Annotated in this window: 16 protein-coding genes and 1 tRNA gene; 6 read left to right on the top strand and 11 right to left on the bottom strand. The window is 35.9% G+C overall.

The genetic code is table 11. The features are described 5' to 3' along the window. Positions 1-34 precede the first annotated feature (34 nt). The 11 genes from KO527_RS24020 to ruvC all read right to left on the bottom strand — a co-directional run bounded on the left by KO527_RS24020 (position 35) and on the right by ruvC (position 8,734). A tRNA-Lys gene (locus KO527_RS24020) sits at positions 35-110 on the bottom strand. 204 nt (positions 111-314) lie between these two features. Continuing rightward, positions 315-1,067: a tol-pal system protein YbgF gene (ybgF, locus tag KO527_RS24015; protein ID WP_216042775.1), complete on the bottom strand. Its 753-nt coding sequence runs from the start codon at positions 1,065-1,067 to the stop codon at positions 315-317. A 20-nt stretch (positions 1,068-1,087) separates the two neighbouring features. Then, positions 1,088-1,627, bottom strand: a complete 540-nt coding sequence (gene pal, locus KO527_RS24010) for a peptidoglycan-associated lipoprotein Pal (RefSeq protein ID WP_216042774.1) — start codon at positions 1,625-1,627, stop codon at positions 1,088-1,090. Between the two features lie 43 nt (positions 1,628-1,670). Further along, a complete protein-coding gene (gene tolB, locus KO527_RS24005; RefSeq protein ID WP_252734080.1) occupies positions 1,671-2,999 on the bottom strand; it encodes a Tol-Pal system beta propeller repeat protein TolB in 1,329 nt (442 codons plus the stop codon). Between the two features lie 47 nt (positions 3,000-3,046). Then, positions 3,047-3,964, bottom strand: a complete 918-nt coding sequence (gene tolA, locus KO527_RS24000) for a cell envelope integrity protein TolA (RefSeq protein ID WP_354668661.1) — start codon at positions 3,962-3,964, stop codon at positions 3,047-3,049. Between the two features lie 2 nt (positions 3,965-3,966). Continuing rightward, a complete protein-coding gene (tolR, locus tag KO527_RS23995) occupies positions 3,967-4,392 on the bottom strand; it encodes a protein TolR (RefSeq protein ID WP_216042772.1) in 426 nt (141 codons plus the stop codon). After that, a complete protein-coding gene (gene tolQ, locus KO527_RS23990; protein ID WP_216042771.1) occupies positions 4,392-5,084 on the bottom strand; it encodes a protein TolQ in 693 nt (230 codons plus the stop codon). Before tolQ ends, tolR begins: the two co-directional genes overlap by 1 nt. A gap of 711 nt (positions 5,085-5,795) precedes the next feature. Next, positions 5,796-6,500: a metal-dependent hydrolase gene (locus tag KO527_RS23985; RefSeq protein WP_216042770.1), complete on the bottom strand. Its 705-nt coding sequence runs from the start codon at positions 6,498-6,500 to the stop codon at positions 5,796-5,798. Then, the gene (gene ruvB / locus KO527_RS23980) at positions 6,500-7,510 is read right to left on the bottom strand and encodes a Holliday junction branch migration DNA helicase RuvB (protein ID WP_216042769.1); all 1,011 of its coding nucleotides are present in this window, start codon (positions 7,508-7,510) and stop codon (positions 6,500-6,502) included. Before ruvB ends, KO527_RS23985 begins: the two co-directional genes overlap by 1 nt. 42 nt (positions 7,511-7,552) lie before the next feature. Continuing rightward, positions 7,553-8,191: a Holliday junction branch migration protein RuvA gene (ruvA, locus tag KO527_RS23975; protein WP_216042768.1), complete on the bottom strand. Its 639-nt coding sequence runs from the start codon at positions 8,189-8,191 to the stop codon at positions 7,553-7,555. A gap of 21 nt (positions 8,192-8,212) precedes the next feature. Next, positions 8,213-8,734 carry a crossover junction endodeoxyribonuclease RuvC gene (gene ruvC / locus KO527_RS23970; RefSeq protein WP_216042767.1) on the bottom strand — a complete coding sequence of 174 codons (522 nt, stop codon included), beginning with the start codon at positions 8,732-8,734 and terminating at the stop codon, positions 8,213-8,215. A 278-nt stretch (positions 8,735-9,012) separates the two neighbouring features. Here ruvC and KO527_RS23965 point away from each other — a divergent pair, with 278 nt between their 5' ends. The 6 genes from KO527_RS23965 (at position 9,013) to KO527_RS23940 (ending at position 16,710) form a co-directional block, all read left to right on the top strand. Beyond that, the gene (locus KO527_RS23965) at positions 9,013-10,269 is read left to right on the top strand and encodes an HlyD family efflux transporter periplasmic adaptor subunit (protein WP_216042766.1); all 1,257 of its coding nucleotides are present in this window, start codon (positions 9,013-9,015) and stop codon (positions 10,267-10,269) included. An 11-nt stretch (positions 10,270-10,280) separates the two neighbouring features. After that, positions 10,281-10,985, top strand: coding sequence for an ABC transporter ATP-binding protein (locus KO527_RS23960; RefSeq protein ID WP_216042765.1), 705 nt, complete (start codon positions 10,281-10,283; stop codon positions 10,983-10,985). Positions 10,986-10,996: 11 nt separating this feature from the next. Then, complete coding sequence (locus KO527_RS23955; protein ID WP_252734070.1) at positions 10,997-13,420, top strand: ADOP family duplicated permease; 2,424 nt, start codon at positions 10,997-10,999, stop codon at positions 13,418-13,420. Between the two features lie 67 nt (positions 13,421-13,487). Further along, positions 13,488-13,850: a DUF3192 domain-containing protein gene (locus KO527_RS23950; protein ID WP_216042764.1), complete on the top strand. Its 363-nt coding sequence runs from the start codon at positions 13,488-13,490 to the stop codon at positions 13,848-13,850. Between the two features lie 133 nt (positions 13,851-13,983). Further along, on the top strand, positions 13,984-15,366 hold the full coding sequence (locus tag KO527_RS23945) for a sigma-54 dependent transcriptional regulator (protein ID WP_216042763.1): 1,383 nt from the start codon (positions 13,984-13,986) through the stop codon (positions 15,364-15,366). 15 nt (positions 15,367-15,381) lie between these two features. After that, complete coding sequence (locus tag KO527_RS23940; protein ID WP_216042762.1) at positions 15,382-16,710, top strand: ATP-binding protein; 1,329 nt, start codon at positions 15,382-15,384, stop codon at positions 16,708-16,710. Positions 16,711-17,031: the final 321 nt, after the last annotated feature.

Here is a 17,031-nt window from a genome sequence, read left to right as displayed (position 1 = left end):
TTGCATTAACCTGCCGGTGTACCATTCAAAAGAATGGTGGGTCATGATGGACTTGAACCATCGACCAATGGATTAAAAGTCCACTGCTCTACCAACTGAGCTAATGACCCGCTCTATTATAAAGATTACGCTCTACTTTATAATTCGCATTTCGAAAGTTTTTTACAATCCTCTCTGGCTGCGGGCGCTTATAATACTTATTTACACACCGAGTGCAACTTAAAAAACTATATTTCTGCAGTTTTTTATCTGTTTGATTGATTTTAGACCGCTTTTATCAAAAAGCAGCCAAAAAGCAATTCATTATCTCAAATTTAAAACTTAGATAATCGATCTGTTGCTAACTTAGCTGCTGTCGAATCTGGATATTGAGATATTAAATCTTGTAAAATTTGCTTCGCTTTTACAATTAAATTCAGCTTTTGATAAACCGTACCTAATTTAAGCATAGCATCTGCACGTTTATTTGAATCAGGGTAACCTGTTACGACAGATTCAAAATGCGTTTGCGCTTGTGTTGTATCACTTTTCATCATTAATAACTGCCCTAACCAGTAATGTGCATTAGGTACATATACCGATTCTGGAAAACTTGTTAAAAATGCTTGGAATTCTGGTACAGCTTGATCATAACGCTTATCTTTCATAATAAGCTGAACAGCACGATCATAAGCTTCATTCTCAGACAGATCATTACTAATAGATACAGCTGGAGTATTTGTACTTTCAGCTACTACAGGAGCAGGTTGTGCATAAGCTTCAGAAACACGATCTTCTATCTCTTGATAGAGTTCACGTTGTCTCTGTAGCATTTTTTCTATTTTATAACCTTGCTCTTCAGTCGTACCACGAAGTTGATTAACTTCATCTTGTAAAACTTCAATTTGTTGTTGTAGTTCTACTTGCAACAAGTTTCTTGTTTTGATCATGTTTTCTAAAGCAGATAATCGTGACTCTACTTTGCTAGAACTACTATTTAAAGCAACATCTGAAACAGGAGCGGGAGCAGCCAAAACTTGGGTGCTCCCGCTCAGAATCATAGCTGCCAAAATTAATTTTGGCTTCATAATTTCTTTTCTACTTAAAATTAGTATACAAGCACAGCACGACGGTTTTTAGCAAAAGCATCTTCGTCACGCGTTTTAATCATTGGTTTTTCTTCACCGTAGCTTACTAGTGAGATTTGACCTTCTGAAACACCTAAGCTTTGTAGGTATTTAGAAACAGCTTGTGCACGGCGCTCACCTAGAGCGATATTGTACTCAGGTGTACCACGTTCATCAGCATGACCTTCGATCAGTACTTTAACTGAACCGTTATTTACTAAGAAATCAGCATGTGCTTGCAATAACTCAGCATATTGACCGCTTACACGTGCTTTATCAAAATCAAAGTAAATTACTTGTTCTTGACGTAATGCATCGTATTTTTCACGAAGTTTTTCTTCAGCTGATTTTTCACGAGCAATCGTTTCAACTTCAACAGTCTCGTTTGTTTGCTGTTCAACTTGATTAGTTTGGCTTTGATTTGCTGCACCTTCATCTATATCTGAAGATGAGCTACATGCTGTTAATGTCATTACTGGCACAGCAATAAGCAGGCCTTTAAATATTTTGTTAAGTTGCATCGAGTAGATCCCTATTGCTAAAAGTGAAATCAAAATTCGTTAATTATAAAAATGGCGACCAAGCTGGGGCTTTCACCTGTCCTTGTGCGACAGGAAGACGCGCTTTAAAGCGACCGTCCATTGATACCAGAGCTAATACCTGCTTATTATTATGTAACGTACTATAAATTATCATCGAGCCATTTGGTGCTATGCTCGGTGATTCATCCAAACGCGTTCTTGTTAATACTTGAAAGTCGCCTGAACTCAGTTCTTTTTTTGCGATATGATAACGACCTAAGGTACGATTTACCATAACCAATTCTTTTCCATCTGGTGAAATTGAGCCTGCCAGATTCATATTTCCGTCAAAAGTAAGTCGACGAGTTTTTCCAGTCGTTAAATTTACGCTATAAATCTGAGCATTACCACCCCTTTCAGACGTAAATATGATCTCATTACCATTTGGATGCCAACTTGGTTCTGTATCAATACTTCTATGGCGAGTAATGCGACGTTCAGTGCGTGTTTTTAAATCTAAAACATAAACTTCCGTTGCACCTTTTTTATCTTTTGATAATACTATCGCAAGCTTAGTGCCATCAGGTGAAAACCTTGGTGCACCATTTATGCCTTTATAAGAAGTAACAAGTTCACGCTTACCAGTATAGATATCTTGAATATAAATTTGGCTTTGACGGTTTTCAAATGTCACATAAGCAAGTTTTGTAGCATCTGGTGACCATGTAGGCGACATTAATGGTTCTTTAGAGCGCAGTAAAACCTGCTCATTTTGACCGTCATAATCAGCAACAACTAATTGATAAGGTCTTTCTTGTTCATCTCTTACTACAACATAGGCAACTTTAGTTAAAAAAGCACCACGTTCACCAGTTAACGCTTCATAAACAACGTCACTGATACGATGTCCATAACGGCGAAATCTATCTTCAGTTATCACAGTTTGTCTGGCATCAAGTACATGATCCTGATTATTCATTAACTTACCATTTGCCAACATTTGCGTTTGACCGCCAGTTATTTGGCCACGATAAATATCGATTAATTCATAGCTAATTAAATATCTACCACCGGTTTGTTGCGTTACTTTACCAACTACAATCGCTTCAACTTTTTCTGCAGCCCAAGCACTGTAATCAACCTCAGCATCTTGAGAAGGTTTTTGTGGCATATTAATCGTTGCAATAGGATTAAATTTACCGCTACGACGTAAATCAGAGGCAATCACATCCGATATTCTTGAGGGGAGTTCACCTACACCTTCATATTTAAAAGGTACGATACCTATTGGCCGGGCACCATTGATACCATCGGTGATCACTATTTCAAGTACAGCATAACTATTGGTACTTATTGCACCAATTGAAAACATAAATGTAACTAAAACTAAGCTTTTAAGCCGATTTAACATGTGAGCCCTTAAAAATCAGGTTTAAACGTAAAATTAATATTTTTTAGCTGTTCATATACAGCTCTATCTTTTGAAACCGGTAATGTATCAGCCATACGTATTGAACGTAAAGCAGCTTCACATACAAGTTTATCACCGCCAAGTGAAACTGCTTTGGTTACCAGACCGTTAAAAGCAAGTCTAATATTCAATCGACACTGCTTTCCTTTCATTTTTTCATCTTTTAAGAAGTTTTGCGCAATACGACCCATAATCATGGCTTTGTATTTTTCAACCTCTGTTAATACTTGTTTTTGTTTTGCTTTTGCGCGAATAGCTTGCTCTTGTGCCATTTGCTCTTGTAACAATTGTTCAGCTAACGCTTTTTGTCGTGCAGCTTCTGCTTTGCGTTTTTCTTCGGCTGCTTTTTGTTTCCTGGCTTTTTGTGCATCAGCCAATGCTTTTTCTTCCTTTTTACGTTTAGTTGCTGCTGCTTTGGCTGCCTTTTCTGCTTTTTCTTTATTTGCTTTAGCTTTTGCTGCTTTATCTTGCTCAACTCTTTGCTTTGCTTTTGCTGATTTAGCTGCGGCTTCTGCTTTTTTCTTTTCTCGCTCTTTTGCTTGTCTTTGTTGTTCTAGCTTTTTGATTCTGCGCGCTTCAGCTTGGCGCTTCTTTTTAGCTTCATTAGCGCGTTTTTCTAAGTTCTTGATGCGTTGCTCTTCTTGGCGTTTTTTATTTGCATCATCTTTTTTTAATTCTTTGATACGTTTATCTACAGCACTTTGATCGACTGAAATAGCTTCAACAGCATTCTCTTGATTTAAATTTACTTGCATTACTTCTGGCGTATCATCTTGGAATGATACACTGACAACTAAGCCTATTGCCAAAACACAATGTAATGCCGATGATTTTAATAAAGAAGGTAAAATTTCGTTAAATGTCACTATTAATTCTCAAAAGTCTTAGTCATTAATCCTACAGATGGCACACCCGCTCTTTTTAAGAAATCCATTAAGAGTAAGACCTCTTGATATGACACTCTACCGTCACCTTTTATCATTACTGGCGTTTTAGGATCTTTATCTAAAGCAAGTTTAACTTGCGCTGCGATATCTATTGCTTCCATTTCAGCTTCTGGATCTATGCCAATTGATGCGAAATATTTCCCATCAGCATTGATTGAAACAATTATCGGTGGCGCTTCTTTTGTTTCAACTAATTCAGACTCTTCCATTTTTGGTAAATCTACATCAACGCCCTGTGTGATAGTGGCAGCTGTGGCCATAAAAATAATGAGTAATACCAACATAACATCTATGTAAGGTACTACGTTTATCTCAGCAACTGGACGACGTTTTTTTCTTTGATACATTAAGCATTAGTCTCATTTTTTGCTACAGCTTGGCGGTGAAGAATATTAGAAAATTCTTCCATAAAGTTACCGTAGTTAGAATCAAGGGTTTCTACTTTATGTGCAAAGCGATTATAAAAGACAACAGCAGGAATGGCAGCAAATAACCCCATAGCAGTTGCAATCAAAGCTTCTGCAATACCAGGCGCGACCATTTGTAAAGTGGCTTGTTTAACAGCACCCAATGAGATAAATGCATTCATTATCCCCCAAACAGTACCAAATAAACCGATATAAGGACTAATCGAACCAACCGTTGCTAAGAATGATAAATTAGCTTCAAGTTTTTCAGTTTCTCTCGATAAGGCGACACGCATAGATCTGTGTGTACCATCCATAATCGTACCTGCGGATGCCATGTTATTTTTTGATAATCTCGCAAATTCTTTAAAGCCAGCACAAAATAAGCTTTCAAGACCTTCTAGAGAATTACTACGTGCTGACAATTCATTGTATAATTTACTTAGATCACTGCCTGACCAAAATTTATCTTCAAATTTTTGAGAGCTGATTTTTGCTTGCTTAAGTACTTTTTGACGTTGGAAAATCATAGTCCAAGACACAACTGACATTGCAACTAATGCAAGCATTACTAATTGAACTAATGGACTTGCTTTTAGAATTAAATCGAAAAATGACAATTCAGATGACACGATATATTTTCCTCAATACTTTATAAAAATAGGGATTACGAATGATAGATTTACTTATTAGAGATATATAATTCAAATAGTTCATTCTATTTTCATTATTTCTATCATGCCCTATACAACAACTGCTCTAGTGTAACCAGTCAATAAAGCTGTGACAATCAATTTACCGTGAATTACAAAATATTCAGTTAAATAACAAACATACTCAATTAAAAACAATTTTTACTAGATGTGCTCTATTCAACAGGTTTTAGTTTTATGCAAGAAATTTGCATAACGAGTAACTTTACTTATAAACAAGATGTTAAAAACAAGAAAACTAATCGTTCAAAAACACACCAAGATAAAAATAAAACATAAAAAACATAAGCTTGAAATTAATTAACAATTTATTAATGATACATATATCCATGAAATAAATATTCGACATTAGTTTTTCTAATCCGAAAAAATAATTTTTCTAGTTTGAAGCCCGACCAGTTAAACTATATTATTCTTCCCGTACCTTGCTAAGACATGTAGAGCACTTCTCTACAGCACAGATACTTAATAATATGATGAAAGACTAATTCGTATTATGAACTCATTTAAAGTTAAACTTTAGATAAACCCTGGATTCCCTTCCAACTTGTTGTTTTGCCCGCACACTGTGCGGGCTTTTTTTTGCCTAAAATTTAGATATGTATCTAATACTTAAAATAACCTTGTAAGTCAGTTACCTACAAGGTATTGAGGTATAAAGCTAATAAGCAGTATCTTTTCTTGCCATATTAATACTTGCTTAATAATTTCTGGAAAGTGAGGGAATATATAAAAAAGAGAGCAAACAATGAGTATAGCTTGAAATAAACTAGTTAAAGGAAACCGTAAATCTATCAACTTCATAGCAGTACCAAAAGAAGCTTTTATCACATTATTTTCAAGGTCAACACTATAGGCTTCATCCAATATTAAATGGGTTAATGACCCTAAAGCGATAAACACGCCAATTAATAATGCCATATTTAAAGGTTGCGACAATAACAATGCGCTACAAATACCAATCAAAGTAAACATGACAACAGCAAAAATAGAATGCAAACTGCCTCTATGAACCGTAAGTTTTTCAAAAAGAGGTTTGATCAGCCAATGCGTAGCCAAATAAACAGCTCCAGCCATTAACCAAAGTGCCACGACTGATGATTGTGGTATCAACAAAATAAATCCGACACTCAGCGTGATCCCCAATATGCTAAATAACCAATCAATAGAGTTTGAATTATCAGCATCTAAATCAGGTAATAAGCCACAAATCGCGCCTATCATAAATAATAAAATACTTTCAGGGGCTGTTGCGATATGAGTATTTAATACAACTGAGCTTAAAGCTGCACTTGTAAAAATACTCACTTTTAGATGAGTTGCAAAATTTGCCACTATTCTTTATTTTCGATTGTTAAACCGAAATGAAGGTAAGCACGGTCGCTCACTATCCGTCCTCTTGGCGTACGCTGAATAAAACCTTGCTGAATTAAATAAGGTTCGATGACATCTTCAATGGTTTCTTTTTCTTCACTGATAGCCGCCGCTAAGTTATCTAAACCAACAGGCCCACCCATGAATTTTTCTATGATCGCTAATAAATACTTTCGGTCCATAAAATCAAAACCAGATTTATCAACATCAACCATATCTAAAGCTTGTTGTGCAATATCTAACGTCACAGCACCATCACCTTTTACTTGCGCATAATCTCTTACTCTGCGTAATAAACGGTTTGCAATTCGTGGGGTACCACGTGATCTTTGCGCAATTTCAATTGCACCTTGTTCATTCATAGGTAAATCTAAAAAATCAGCGGAACGATTAACAATTTTTGATAAGTCTTCAACAGAATAAAACTCAAGCCTTTGCACTATACCAAATCGATCTCGTAAAGGTGATGTCAATGAACCCGCGCGAGTTGTAGCCCCAACTAATGTAAAAGGCGGTAAGTCTAATTTAATTGAACGTGCTGCTGGGCCCTCACCTATCATAATATCGAGCTGATAATCTTCCATTGCAGGATATAGAATCTCTTCAACTTGAGGGCTTAATCTGTGAATTTCATCAATAAAGAGAACATCATCTTCTTCTAAATTGGTTAAAAGTGCAGCTAAGTCACCTGCTTTTTCAAGTACAGGCCCAGATGTGGTTTTTATATTTACATTAAGTTCATTGGCAACAATATTTGCTAAAGTCGTTTTACCTAAACCTGGCGGACCAAAGATTAATAAGTGATCTAGCGGTTCAGATCTCGCTTTAGCCGCAGCAATGAATATTTCCATTTGCTTTTTAACATGAGGCTGACCTGTGTAATCTGTTAATAGTTTTGGCCTAATCGCCCTATCAACAACATCCTCATTACCTTGAATCTCAGGTTCTATCAGCCTATCTGCTTCTATCATTATATTTGCTTCTACTTTTAACTATTATATTAAGTTTTAAATTTAAATCATTGACTTTAAAGCGGCTTTTATTAGTTCTTCAGAACTTAAACCTTTACCATTGGTACTTGTAGCTGATTTTACAGATTTTTCAGCTTGTGCTTGTTTGTAGCCTAGTGTCATTAATGCTGCAATAGCATCATCTTGTGAAGTATCAACGACTGGCGCACCTTGCATCTCAAGTACCAAGCCATCTTCACCTACTGAATCAGTATATGGTGTAAATAAATCCATGCCCCAATCTTTTAGTCTATCTTTCATTTCAAGCACTAAACGTTCAGCCGTTTTTTTACCTACACCTGGAATTTTAACTAATGTAGAGGCATCTTCATTCTGAACACATCTTACAAATTGCTCAGCTGACATGCCAGATAAAATAGCTAAACCGAGCTTTGGACCCACACCATTTGCTTTTAATAATTCACGAAACAATGCTCGCTCAGTTTTATTATTAAAACCATATAGTAATTGCGCGTCTTCTCTGACAATAAAATGCGTATAAACTGTGGCTGTTTTGCCCTCTGCAGGTAAATTGTAAAAGCTCGTCATAGGTAACTGCACTTCATAGCCAACACCATTCACATCTAATAAAATTTCAGGTGGCAACTTTTCTATTAGAATTCCGCTCAATCGTCCTATCATTATTTTACCTTTTAATATTTTTTATCTTAATCGTCCGCGAACAACTTTTTTAGCCTGACCAGCAAGTTTAATTAAATTCTGCTGAGAGTGTCCATGACACATAGCGATAGCTAATGCATCGGCTGCATCTGCTTGCGGTAATGCAGGGAGTTTTAAAATTGCTTTAACCATATGTTGTACTTGTTTTTTATCTGCTCCACCTGTTCCCACAACAGCTTGTTTTATTTGCCTAGCTGAATAATCAGTCACAGGTAAATCAGCCATAGTAGCAGCAACAATCGCTGCCCCCCTTGCTTGGCCTAATTTTAAAGCTGAATCTGGGTTATGCGCTAAAAACACTTGCTCTATCGCAAATGTATCAGGTTTAAATTGTTCTATCAGTTGCGTGACACCTTGGTAGATCATTTTCAAACGTTCAGGGATAGGACCTCCCCCTAGACGAATACAACCGCTGCCTAAATAAGTAAACCGACTACCTTTTTGTTCAATAACACCATATCCAGTTAATCGAGAGCCTGGATCTATCGCTAAAATGATTGCCAAGAGGATCCTAAATCTTTAATACACATAATATTGGGGATAATGGCTTATAACTGTATAAATTACCAGTGCATTGTGATTTAAATATCATCTAGTTTATTTAAAGATAAAAAATCCCATTCATGGGATATTTCAAAATATACACATCCCATGCATGGGACATCATATTGCAAAACATAAAAAAACAGACTTATCACCAAAAATAACAACAACTTACAAATATGGCACACTCTCTGCTCTATGATATTAAAGAAATGTACTTATTTAAATGGAGCCGTATTTTGGATATATCGAGAACACCGCAAAAGAAACCTAAATACACACAGTTTTTAATTTGGGCCTTAGTTTTTATAGTAGTCGCGAGCGCTATTTATTACTTATGGTATTTAGCACAAGCTAGTTTTTCTATAGATTCAAATCAAATTGTTACAGATTCTGTAAAACGTGGTGAATTTTCAGTATCAGTAAGAGGCTCTGGAATTTTAGTTCCCAGAGATATTCAATGGTTATCTTCCAATGTAGAAGCAAGAGTTGAAAAGGTCATTGTGAAAGCGGGTAAATCTGTTAAAAAAGGCGAATTAATAGTTAAATTAAGTAACCCTCAATTGGAACAACTACTTGAAGAAACCAAGTGGGAACTTGAGGCAAAAATCGCTGAAAGTGAAGCGGCTAAAGTTGAACAAGAAGCCCTTTTATTAGATCAAAAATCATTAATGTTAGATGCCAAGTTAAATTATGAAAGCAGTAAACTTAAACAAGATGCACAAGAACAGCTTTATCAAAGCGGTTCAGGCGTTATTTCTAAAATTGATTATGAAAAAACCCGACTTGAAACAATACAATTAGGTCAAAGGTTAGAACTACAATCTGCACGTTTAGAAAAAGTTAAACAAAACATCATAGTACAAAGTAATGCGCGACAAGCACGATTGAATAAAATGACAAAAACATTAGAACGCGCACAACAACAAGTTGATAGTTTAATGGTAGTGGCAACATTAGATAGTGTAGTTCAAGAAGTGCCAGTAGAAGCTGGTCAAAGAGTCAATATGGGCGGTAATATCGCTAAACTCGCCCGAAAAAATGATTTAATAGCCGAACTGAAAATACCTGAAATTCAAATTAGAGATGTCGCAATAGGTCAAAAAGTCATTATAGATACACGTAATAATAAGGTATTTGGCACAGTTTCAAGAGTAGATCCCGCAGTAGTGAACGGCAGCGTACAAGTTGATGTCTCTTTTACTGATAATTTACCAAGTGATGCAAGACCAGATCTTACAGTCGATGGTGAAATTAAAATATCCTATATTGCCAACACTTTATTTATAGATAGGCCGTTATTTGCTCAAAGTCAAAGTACTTCTTCACTATATAAAGTCAGCAGTGATGGCAGGTTCGCAGAGCAAGTTACCGTAATGTTAGGTAAAGGTTCTATCAATCAAATTGAAATTTTAAATGGCCTAGACGTTGGAGAAACCATCATAGTTTCAGATCCAAGTATTTGGCAAACACATAAAAAAATCAGAATAAATTAAGGGACATTATTATGAGCAATCCATTGATCAAATTAGAAAACATTGAAAAAGTATTTTATACCGAAGATGTAGAAACACATGCATTAAGTAAAATAAGTTTAACAATAAATAAAGGGGAATACGTTTCAATCTCTGGACCATCAGGTTGTGGTAAATCAACTTTATTATCATTATTAGGACTGTTAGATACCAATACAGGTGGTAGCTATCAATTAGCTGAGCACGATGTTTCGAATATATCAAAACAGCAAAGAGCCAAAATCAGGAACACTGAAATTGGATTTATCTTTCAATCATTTAATTTAATCAGTGACTTAGATGTGGAAGAAAATGTTGAATTGCCGCTGACCTATCGTAATAATTTAACTAAAAAACAGCGCAAAGAAATGGTCAAAAATGCCCTACTTCAGGTTGATATGGCGCACAGAGCAAAACACTTTCCATCTCAATTATCAGGTGGTCAGCAACAAAGAGTCGCTGTGGCCCGTGCTATTGCTGGAGATCCATCAATTATTTTAGCGGATGAGCCAACTGGTAACCTTGACTCTAAAAATGCAGCTGCGGTAATGGCATTATTAGATGAATTACATGCAAAAGGCGCAACGATTTGCATGGTAACCCATGATCCGCGCTCTGCTGAGCAAGCCAATAGAAACATTGAAATTTTAGATGGTCATTTAGTATCAGACCAAGTTAAGACCACTAAAGCTGCTTAAAGGGACATATTATGATATTTCAAGATTTTAAATATGCATTGCGGTTATTAGCCAAAAAGCCTGGATTTACAGCCTTAACAACTTTAGTAATGGCTGCAGGCATAGGCTTAAGCCTTTATATGTTTTCTTTTTTTAATACCATTCTTTTTAAAGAATTAGATTTTAAAGATGGCGAAACACTTGTCATGCTGAGTGAATCTCATAATGGTTCAATTAGTTCTGACAAAATTAACTTACTAGATTTTAAAGAAATTAAACACAGTATAAAAGGATTAACTGAGTTTACTGGCTATAGCAATACCAATGTCACTGTGTCCGCAAGAGATGGTGCAAGACGTTATAATGCCGTACTAACTCAGCCTAACTTTTTTAACATCACGCGTACTGAAGCGATTTTAGGTAGAAACTTTAATGCAAATGAGAATTTATCTGGCGCTAATAAGGTTGTTGTCATTGGTTATGATATTTGGCAAAAACAGTTTGCTGGTGATCTTGAAGTAACTAAGCAATCTTTAAAAATAAATGGTAATAACCATCAAATAATCGGTGTTATGCCAGAGGGTTATTTATTCCCAAATAATGCACAAATGTGGTTACCTATGATTGACGATAAAACGAAGTCAACACGTGTCGATACTCCTAGCTTATACGGTTTAGCGCATATTGATAACGCCACTTCAATGTCTGAAATCGATCAGCAATTATCTGTCATAATGAAGCGAATTGAAAATAAATATCCGCAAACAAATACAGCAACTTCAGCTTATGTCACCACAATACCGGGTTCTGGCGCAGGCGATGGTCAGCCAGTTATTTACACTATGCATATTGTAGCTGTTTTAATTTTAGCTTTAGCTTCTATCAATGTAGGTAACTTATTACTGTCACGTGCTGTTGAGCGTTCAAAAGAAACCGCTATTCGTGTTGCTTTAGGCGCACCTAGATTTCGCCTGATCAGCCAGATGTTATGGGAAAGCATCATTATTTGTACTTTAGGTGGTGTTATCGGTTTATTAATTGTCGCTTGGGGGTTAGAAGTATCGGGTCCAATCACACAAACATTCTTTATTAATCCAACCGCTTTTTGGTGGCAGTTTGCAATCGATAGCTACACAATAAAATTGTTTGTCACTATTTTAATCATCACGATTGTTGTGACTGGCTTATTACCCGCATGGAAAAACTCAGGCAATGATTTTAACAGTGTATTACGTGATGGTACGCGAGGCGCGCTTGGTAAAAAGGCAGGAAGGCTTAATAAACTATTAGTGATCAGTGAAATTTTTATATCTATGACCATTTTAATTGCAGCGAGTGTGATGATTTATGCCGCCCACCAGCAAAGTAATTTAGATATCGGTGCAGATACAGATAATATACTCACAGCAAGAGTATTATTAGCCGATAAACAATATGATGCAAAAAACAAACAAGTACAATTTGCAAAAACCTTACAGTCTCGCTTAGAAAACAGTCCAGGTATCGGTGAAGTTATGATTTCAACAGCTTTACCAGGTGATTACAGCTTAGAAGAAAAGCTTATTTTAGAAGGTAAAGAGTACAGTAAAGATACAAATATTAGTTACCCTAAAGCTAACTATATCTCGATTATGCCAGATGCGTTACAAAAGCTAGGTGTCACCTTAAAAAGTGGCCGTTATTTCAATTCAAGTGACAATGGCTTAGAGAAAAATACAGCATTAGTCACTCAGGAGTTTGCACAACAACATTTCCAAGATTCAAATGCCATTGGTCAACGCTTTCGTTTAGCGCAAACGGATTCAGAAAAGATCACTTGGATCACTATCGTTGGTATTGTTGAGAACACCATTCAAGGAAATCGTGAAGGTCGTGCATTACCATCTGTATTTAGGCCTTTTACACAATCGCCAAGACAACAACTCACAATTGCAATGCGCATGAAGTCTAATATCAATGCAGCGAGCACAACATTGCGTAAAACGTTACAGTCTATAGACCCTTTATTGCCTTCATTTAAAATTGAAACTTATGCTCAAAGCAATGAACGTTTTACAGCGCCAATCAAATTTATCAGTTCATTAACTGCGTTATTTGGACTTGCTGCTGTGGTACTCGCCGCCAGTGGTATTTATGGTGTAATGTCAAATACCATAAATCAAAGAACCCAAGAAATAGGCATAAAACGCGCTTTAGGTGCTGATGAAAAAACCATAACCAAAGAATTTATTAAAGGGGGAGCAAAACAACTTTTATGGGGTGGTATACCTGGGGTTATTGCCGGTTGTGCTATGGGTTACGCCATGTCTCAACTATTTGGCACAAGTAATGATGCCTTAGTTATTATCTCACTGAGTATTACAACCATGATAGGCAGCGTTGTAATGTTAGCAACCTACCTACCAACACAACGCGCATTAGAAATGGAACCCAGTGATGCACTACATCACGAGTAATTAATACCGAATAAGTATAGTTCACTAAATCAATAGATTTGGTATCAATTTAAGAAAAGGAAATAGTATGAAAAAATTAATAAAACTATCACTCACTTTAGTTTCTGTATCAATTTTAAGTGGCTGCGTATTTATTCACGGCGGTGATGATTCAAATAAAAATTGGCAACACACTCAAGAAAAAAATAGAGAAGTGATCAATCAATTAGTTCTTGATACTGACAAGACCCAAATTGAGCTAAAACTTGGGGTGCCTAATTTCACTGAAGCATTTATCCAAAATGGACAAGAGTACCGCGTAATGTATTACCGTACATCTCGCCAACATCACGATAATGTAACCTCAAAAGATGAAACCACGCCGCTGATTTTCAAAAATCAAAAGTTAATTGGTTGGGGACATGATGCTTTAACAAATATTGCACATTAAACATTTATTCACTCATTTAATAAAGTAGCGTGTATTTAAAATCTCGTTACTTTATTAATCTTTAAAACAATTTAAATTACTTAAATTAAATAAAGTATATACTGAGCTTATTAAAGGAATAACAAACATAAACATGATGCAAAATATTTTATTAGTAGATGATGATAAAGATGTATTAAGTGCATTAAAAATGCTTTTAGTTTCAGAGGGTTTTACAGTGATACTCACTGAAACACCTGATGCCGCATTAGAGGCAATCAAAAAAAACAATTTTGATTTAGTATTAATGGATTTAAATTACTCTTTTGATACCACCTCAGGTGAAGAGGGTTTAGCTCTTATTTCTGCTATTAGAAAATGTGACGAGCATCTTCCCATTGTTGTTATGACTGGTTGGGCGACGATTGAAGTTGCTGTGAGCACCATGCAAAATGGTGCCAATGATTTCATTCAAAAACCATGGGATATTGATAGGCTTATAGCCATCATTAATAACCAAATAAAACTCGCTAATAGTGAAAGAAACTCCCAAAAGCTAAGTCAACAAAACCAGTTGTTACAGCAAGAAGTTGATAGTGAATTTAGCGGTGAACTCATAGCACAATCAGCAGCTATGAAAAAAACACTCAGTATTATAGAGCATGTGGCTAAAAGTGAAGCAAGCGTATTATTAACTGGCGAAAATGGCACAGGGAAAAGCATGTTTGCCCGCTATATTCATGCGCATTCAAGTAGGAAAAGTGCCAGCCAAATTTCCGTTAATATGGGCGCTGTTACTGAAACCCTATTTGAAAGTGAAATGTTTGGCCATACCAAAGGTGCATTTACTGATGCCAAAACAACCCGTATAGGCAGATTTGAGCTCGCAGATAGTGGCACATTATTTTTAGATGAAATAGCCAATACGCCCTATTCTCAGCAAGGAAAATTACTTCGCGTATTAGAAGATAGTGAATTTGAAAAGGTAGGCGGCAATAAAACACAATCTGTAGATATTAGGCTTATTAGCGCCACTAATGCGGATTTAAACCAAGCTGTAGACAATAACGCGTTTAGAAAAGACTTACTCTACAGAATAAATACCATAGCCATTGAAATACCGCCTTTAAGAGCACGCAAAGAAGACATCATTTTATTAGCTGAGTCATTTTTATCTCAAATGGCGCTTAAGCATCATACACGTAAACTCATAATACATAAAACAGCACAGCAGGCCTTATTGGATTATGATTGGCCTGGTAATATAAGAGAATTAAACCATGTCATGGAACGTGCACATATTCTTTGCCAAGCAGATGAAATATCAGTTGATGATTTAGGTTTACCAATAACACAAAAAGTACCGGTCGCTACTCAAGCAGTTAAAGAAGATCCTAATAATTTAGCAACACTTGAAACTTTAGAGCTAAATATTATTGATAAACGTCTGTCTTTATTTGATGGTAATGTCATTAAAGCGGCTAAATCACTTGGTTTAAGTAGAAGTGCCTTTTATCGACGATTAGAAAAAATGTAGGTTTCATATTTTATAATGAAAAATAAAGTTTCCTTTGAAAAGCAATTAACCCAATTATCTTTAATTGCATGTTTACCTGTATTTTTTTTATTAATATTTATGATGATGTATGCCGATATATCGACACCTTTAGTGCTACTCACTATATTACTGTTCAGCATTATTATCGTTTATTGTCATACTAAAATTCATCAAATTTCAGCTTATCAATTTCGTAGTATTTGTAACTTGTTAGATGCCATGATCCAAGGAGATTACAGTTTAAGAGCGCGCACCAGTGAAGGTGATACCGCATTAAATGAATTAGTCGACTCAGTAAATTCCTTAGCTCAAAGACTCACAAAGCAAAGAACAGAATCTGTAGAAAGCCAGTTTTTATTACAAACTGTCATTAAACATATAGATGTAGCCACTATAGCCTTAAATGACGACAATGAGTTTGCTTTTATTAACCCAGCAGCCCAGAACCTATTAGGATTAACTGCGAACGCTAAAGAAGCAACACCATCAGAGCAACTAGAACAATTAAAGCACCTTGAGCGAGGTGAAAGTAAGGTTATGAACCTTATTTTCAATAAGCAACAAGGCAAATTTAATGTGCATATGGAAGAGTTTAGAGAAGCTGGTAAACAGCATAAACTATTATTTTTGACCGATGTCAGCCAATTATTAAGAGTGGAAGAGCGTAATGCTTGGCAAAGTTTAGTTAGAGTGATCAGCCATGAAATCAATAATTCTCTTGCTCCCATCGCTTCTATCAGTGAAACATTAAAACGTATGATGTCTAAACAGCAAAACATTGAAATGCATAAAGAGAACTTAGTTGATGGGCTTTCCATTATCGCCCAGCGTGCTAATAACCTCACTAACTTTGTAAATAGCTATAAGCAAATAGCACATTTACCTGAACCTAAAAAAGCGCAAACCGATTTTCATGATTTAATAAATAAAATTATCCCGCTTTATCAAAATAATCAGATCCAAATTATCCCAAGTGAATACGTCAAATTATTGATAGATCCGGTTCAAATTGAGCAAGTAATTATCAATTTGATTAAAAATGCAGTTGAGTCTATCAATTCAACAGACAACGGCGGGAATATAGAGATCAACTGGCAATTAAATCAAGGGCGATTTCAGCTATTCATTCGCGATCAAGGTGCGGGAATTAGCAATGAAAGCAATTTATTTGTGCCATTTTATACGACCAAAAAGCAAGGTTCGGGCATTGGTTTAGTTTTATGCAGGCAAATATTGGAAGTGCACAATGGTAAACTGTCTCTTAGCAATAGAACAGATGAAACAGGCTGCTTAGCAACTATAGATTTACCTATCGCTGGATAAGCTTAGCTTCAACCAATATTGCTAAGTTCGCCATATAATCGCATGATCAGGGATACAGCGTAATAAAGCTCTTCGATAATGTAAATTAAACATAATGAATGCAAATGGCCCAAGTAAGCTGCCTAACACTAACCAACGCTTTGTTGGCATGCCCTTTTTAACTGCTAGAACATATAATGAAACAGCAAAAAACACACTCAAAAATACAATCACTCAAGGCCTCAATAAACTGTGATGACAGCTACTTCAATTAAAACAGAACAAAAAACGAGCGCGGATTATACGCAAAAAACAAGTATAAAAAAAGGCTATAAAATAAAC

Source organism: Pseudoalteromonas sp. C2R02 (assembly GCF_018860845.1).
Classification (GTDB): domain Bacteria; phylum Pseudomonadota; class Gammaproteobacteria; order Enterobacterales; family Alteromonadaceae; genus Pseudoalteromonas.
The sequence above is the reverse complement of the archived record's forward strand: the minus strand, read 5'-3'. Positions and strand labels throughout refer to the sequence as shown.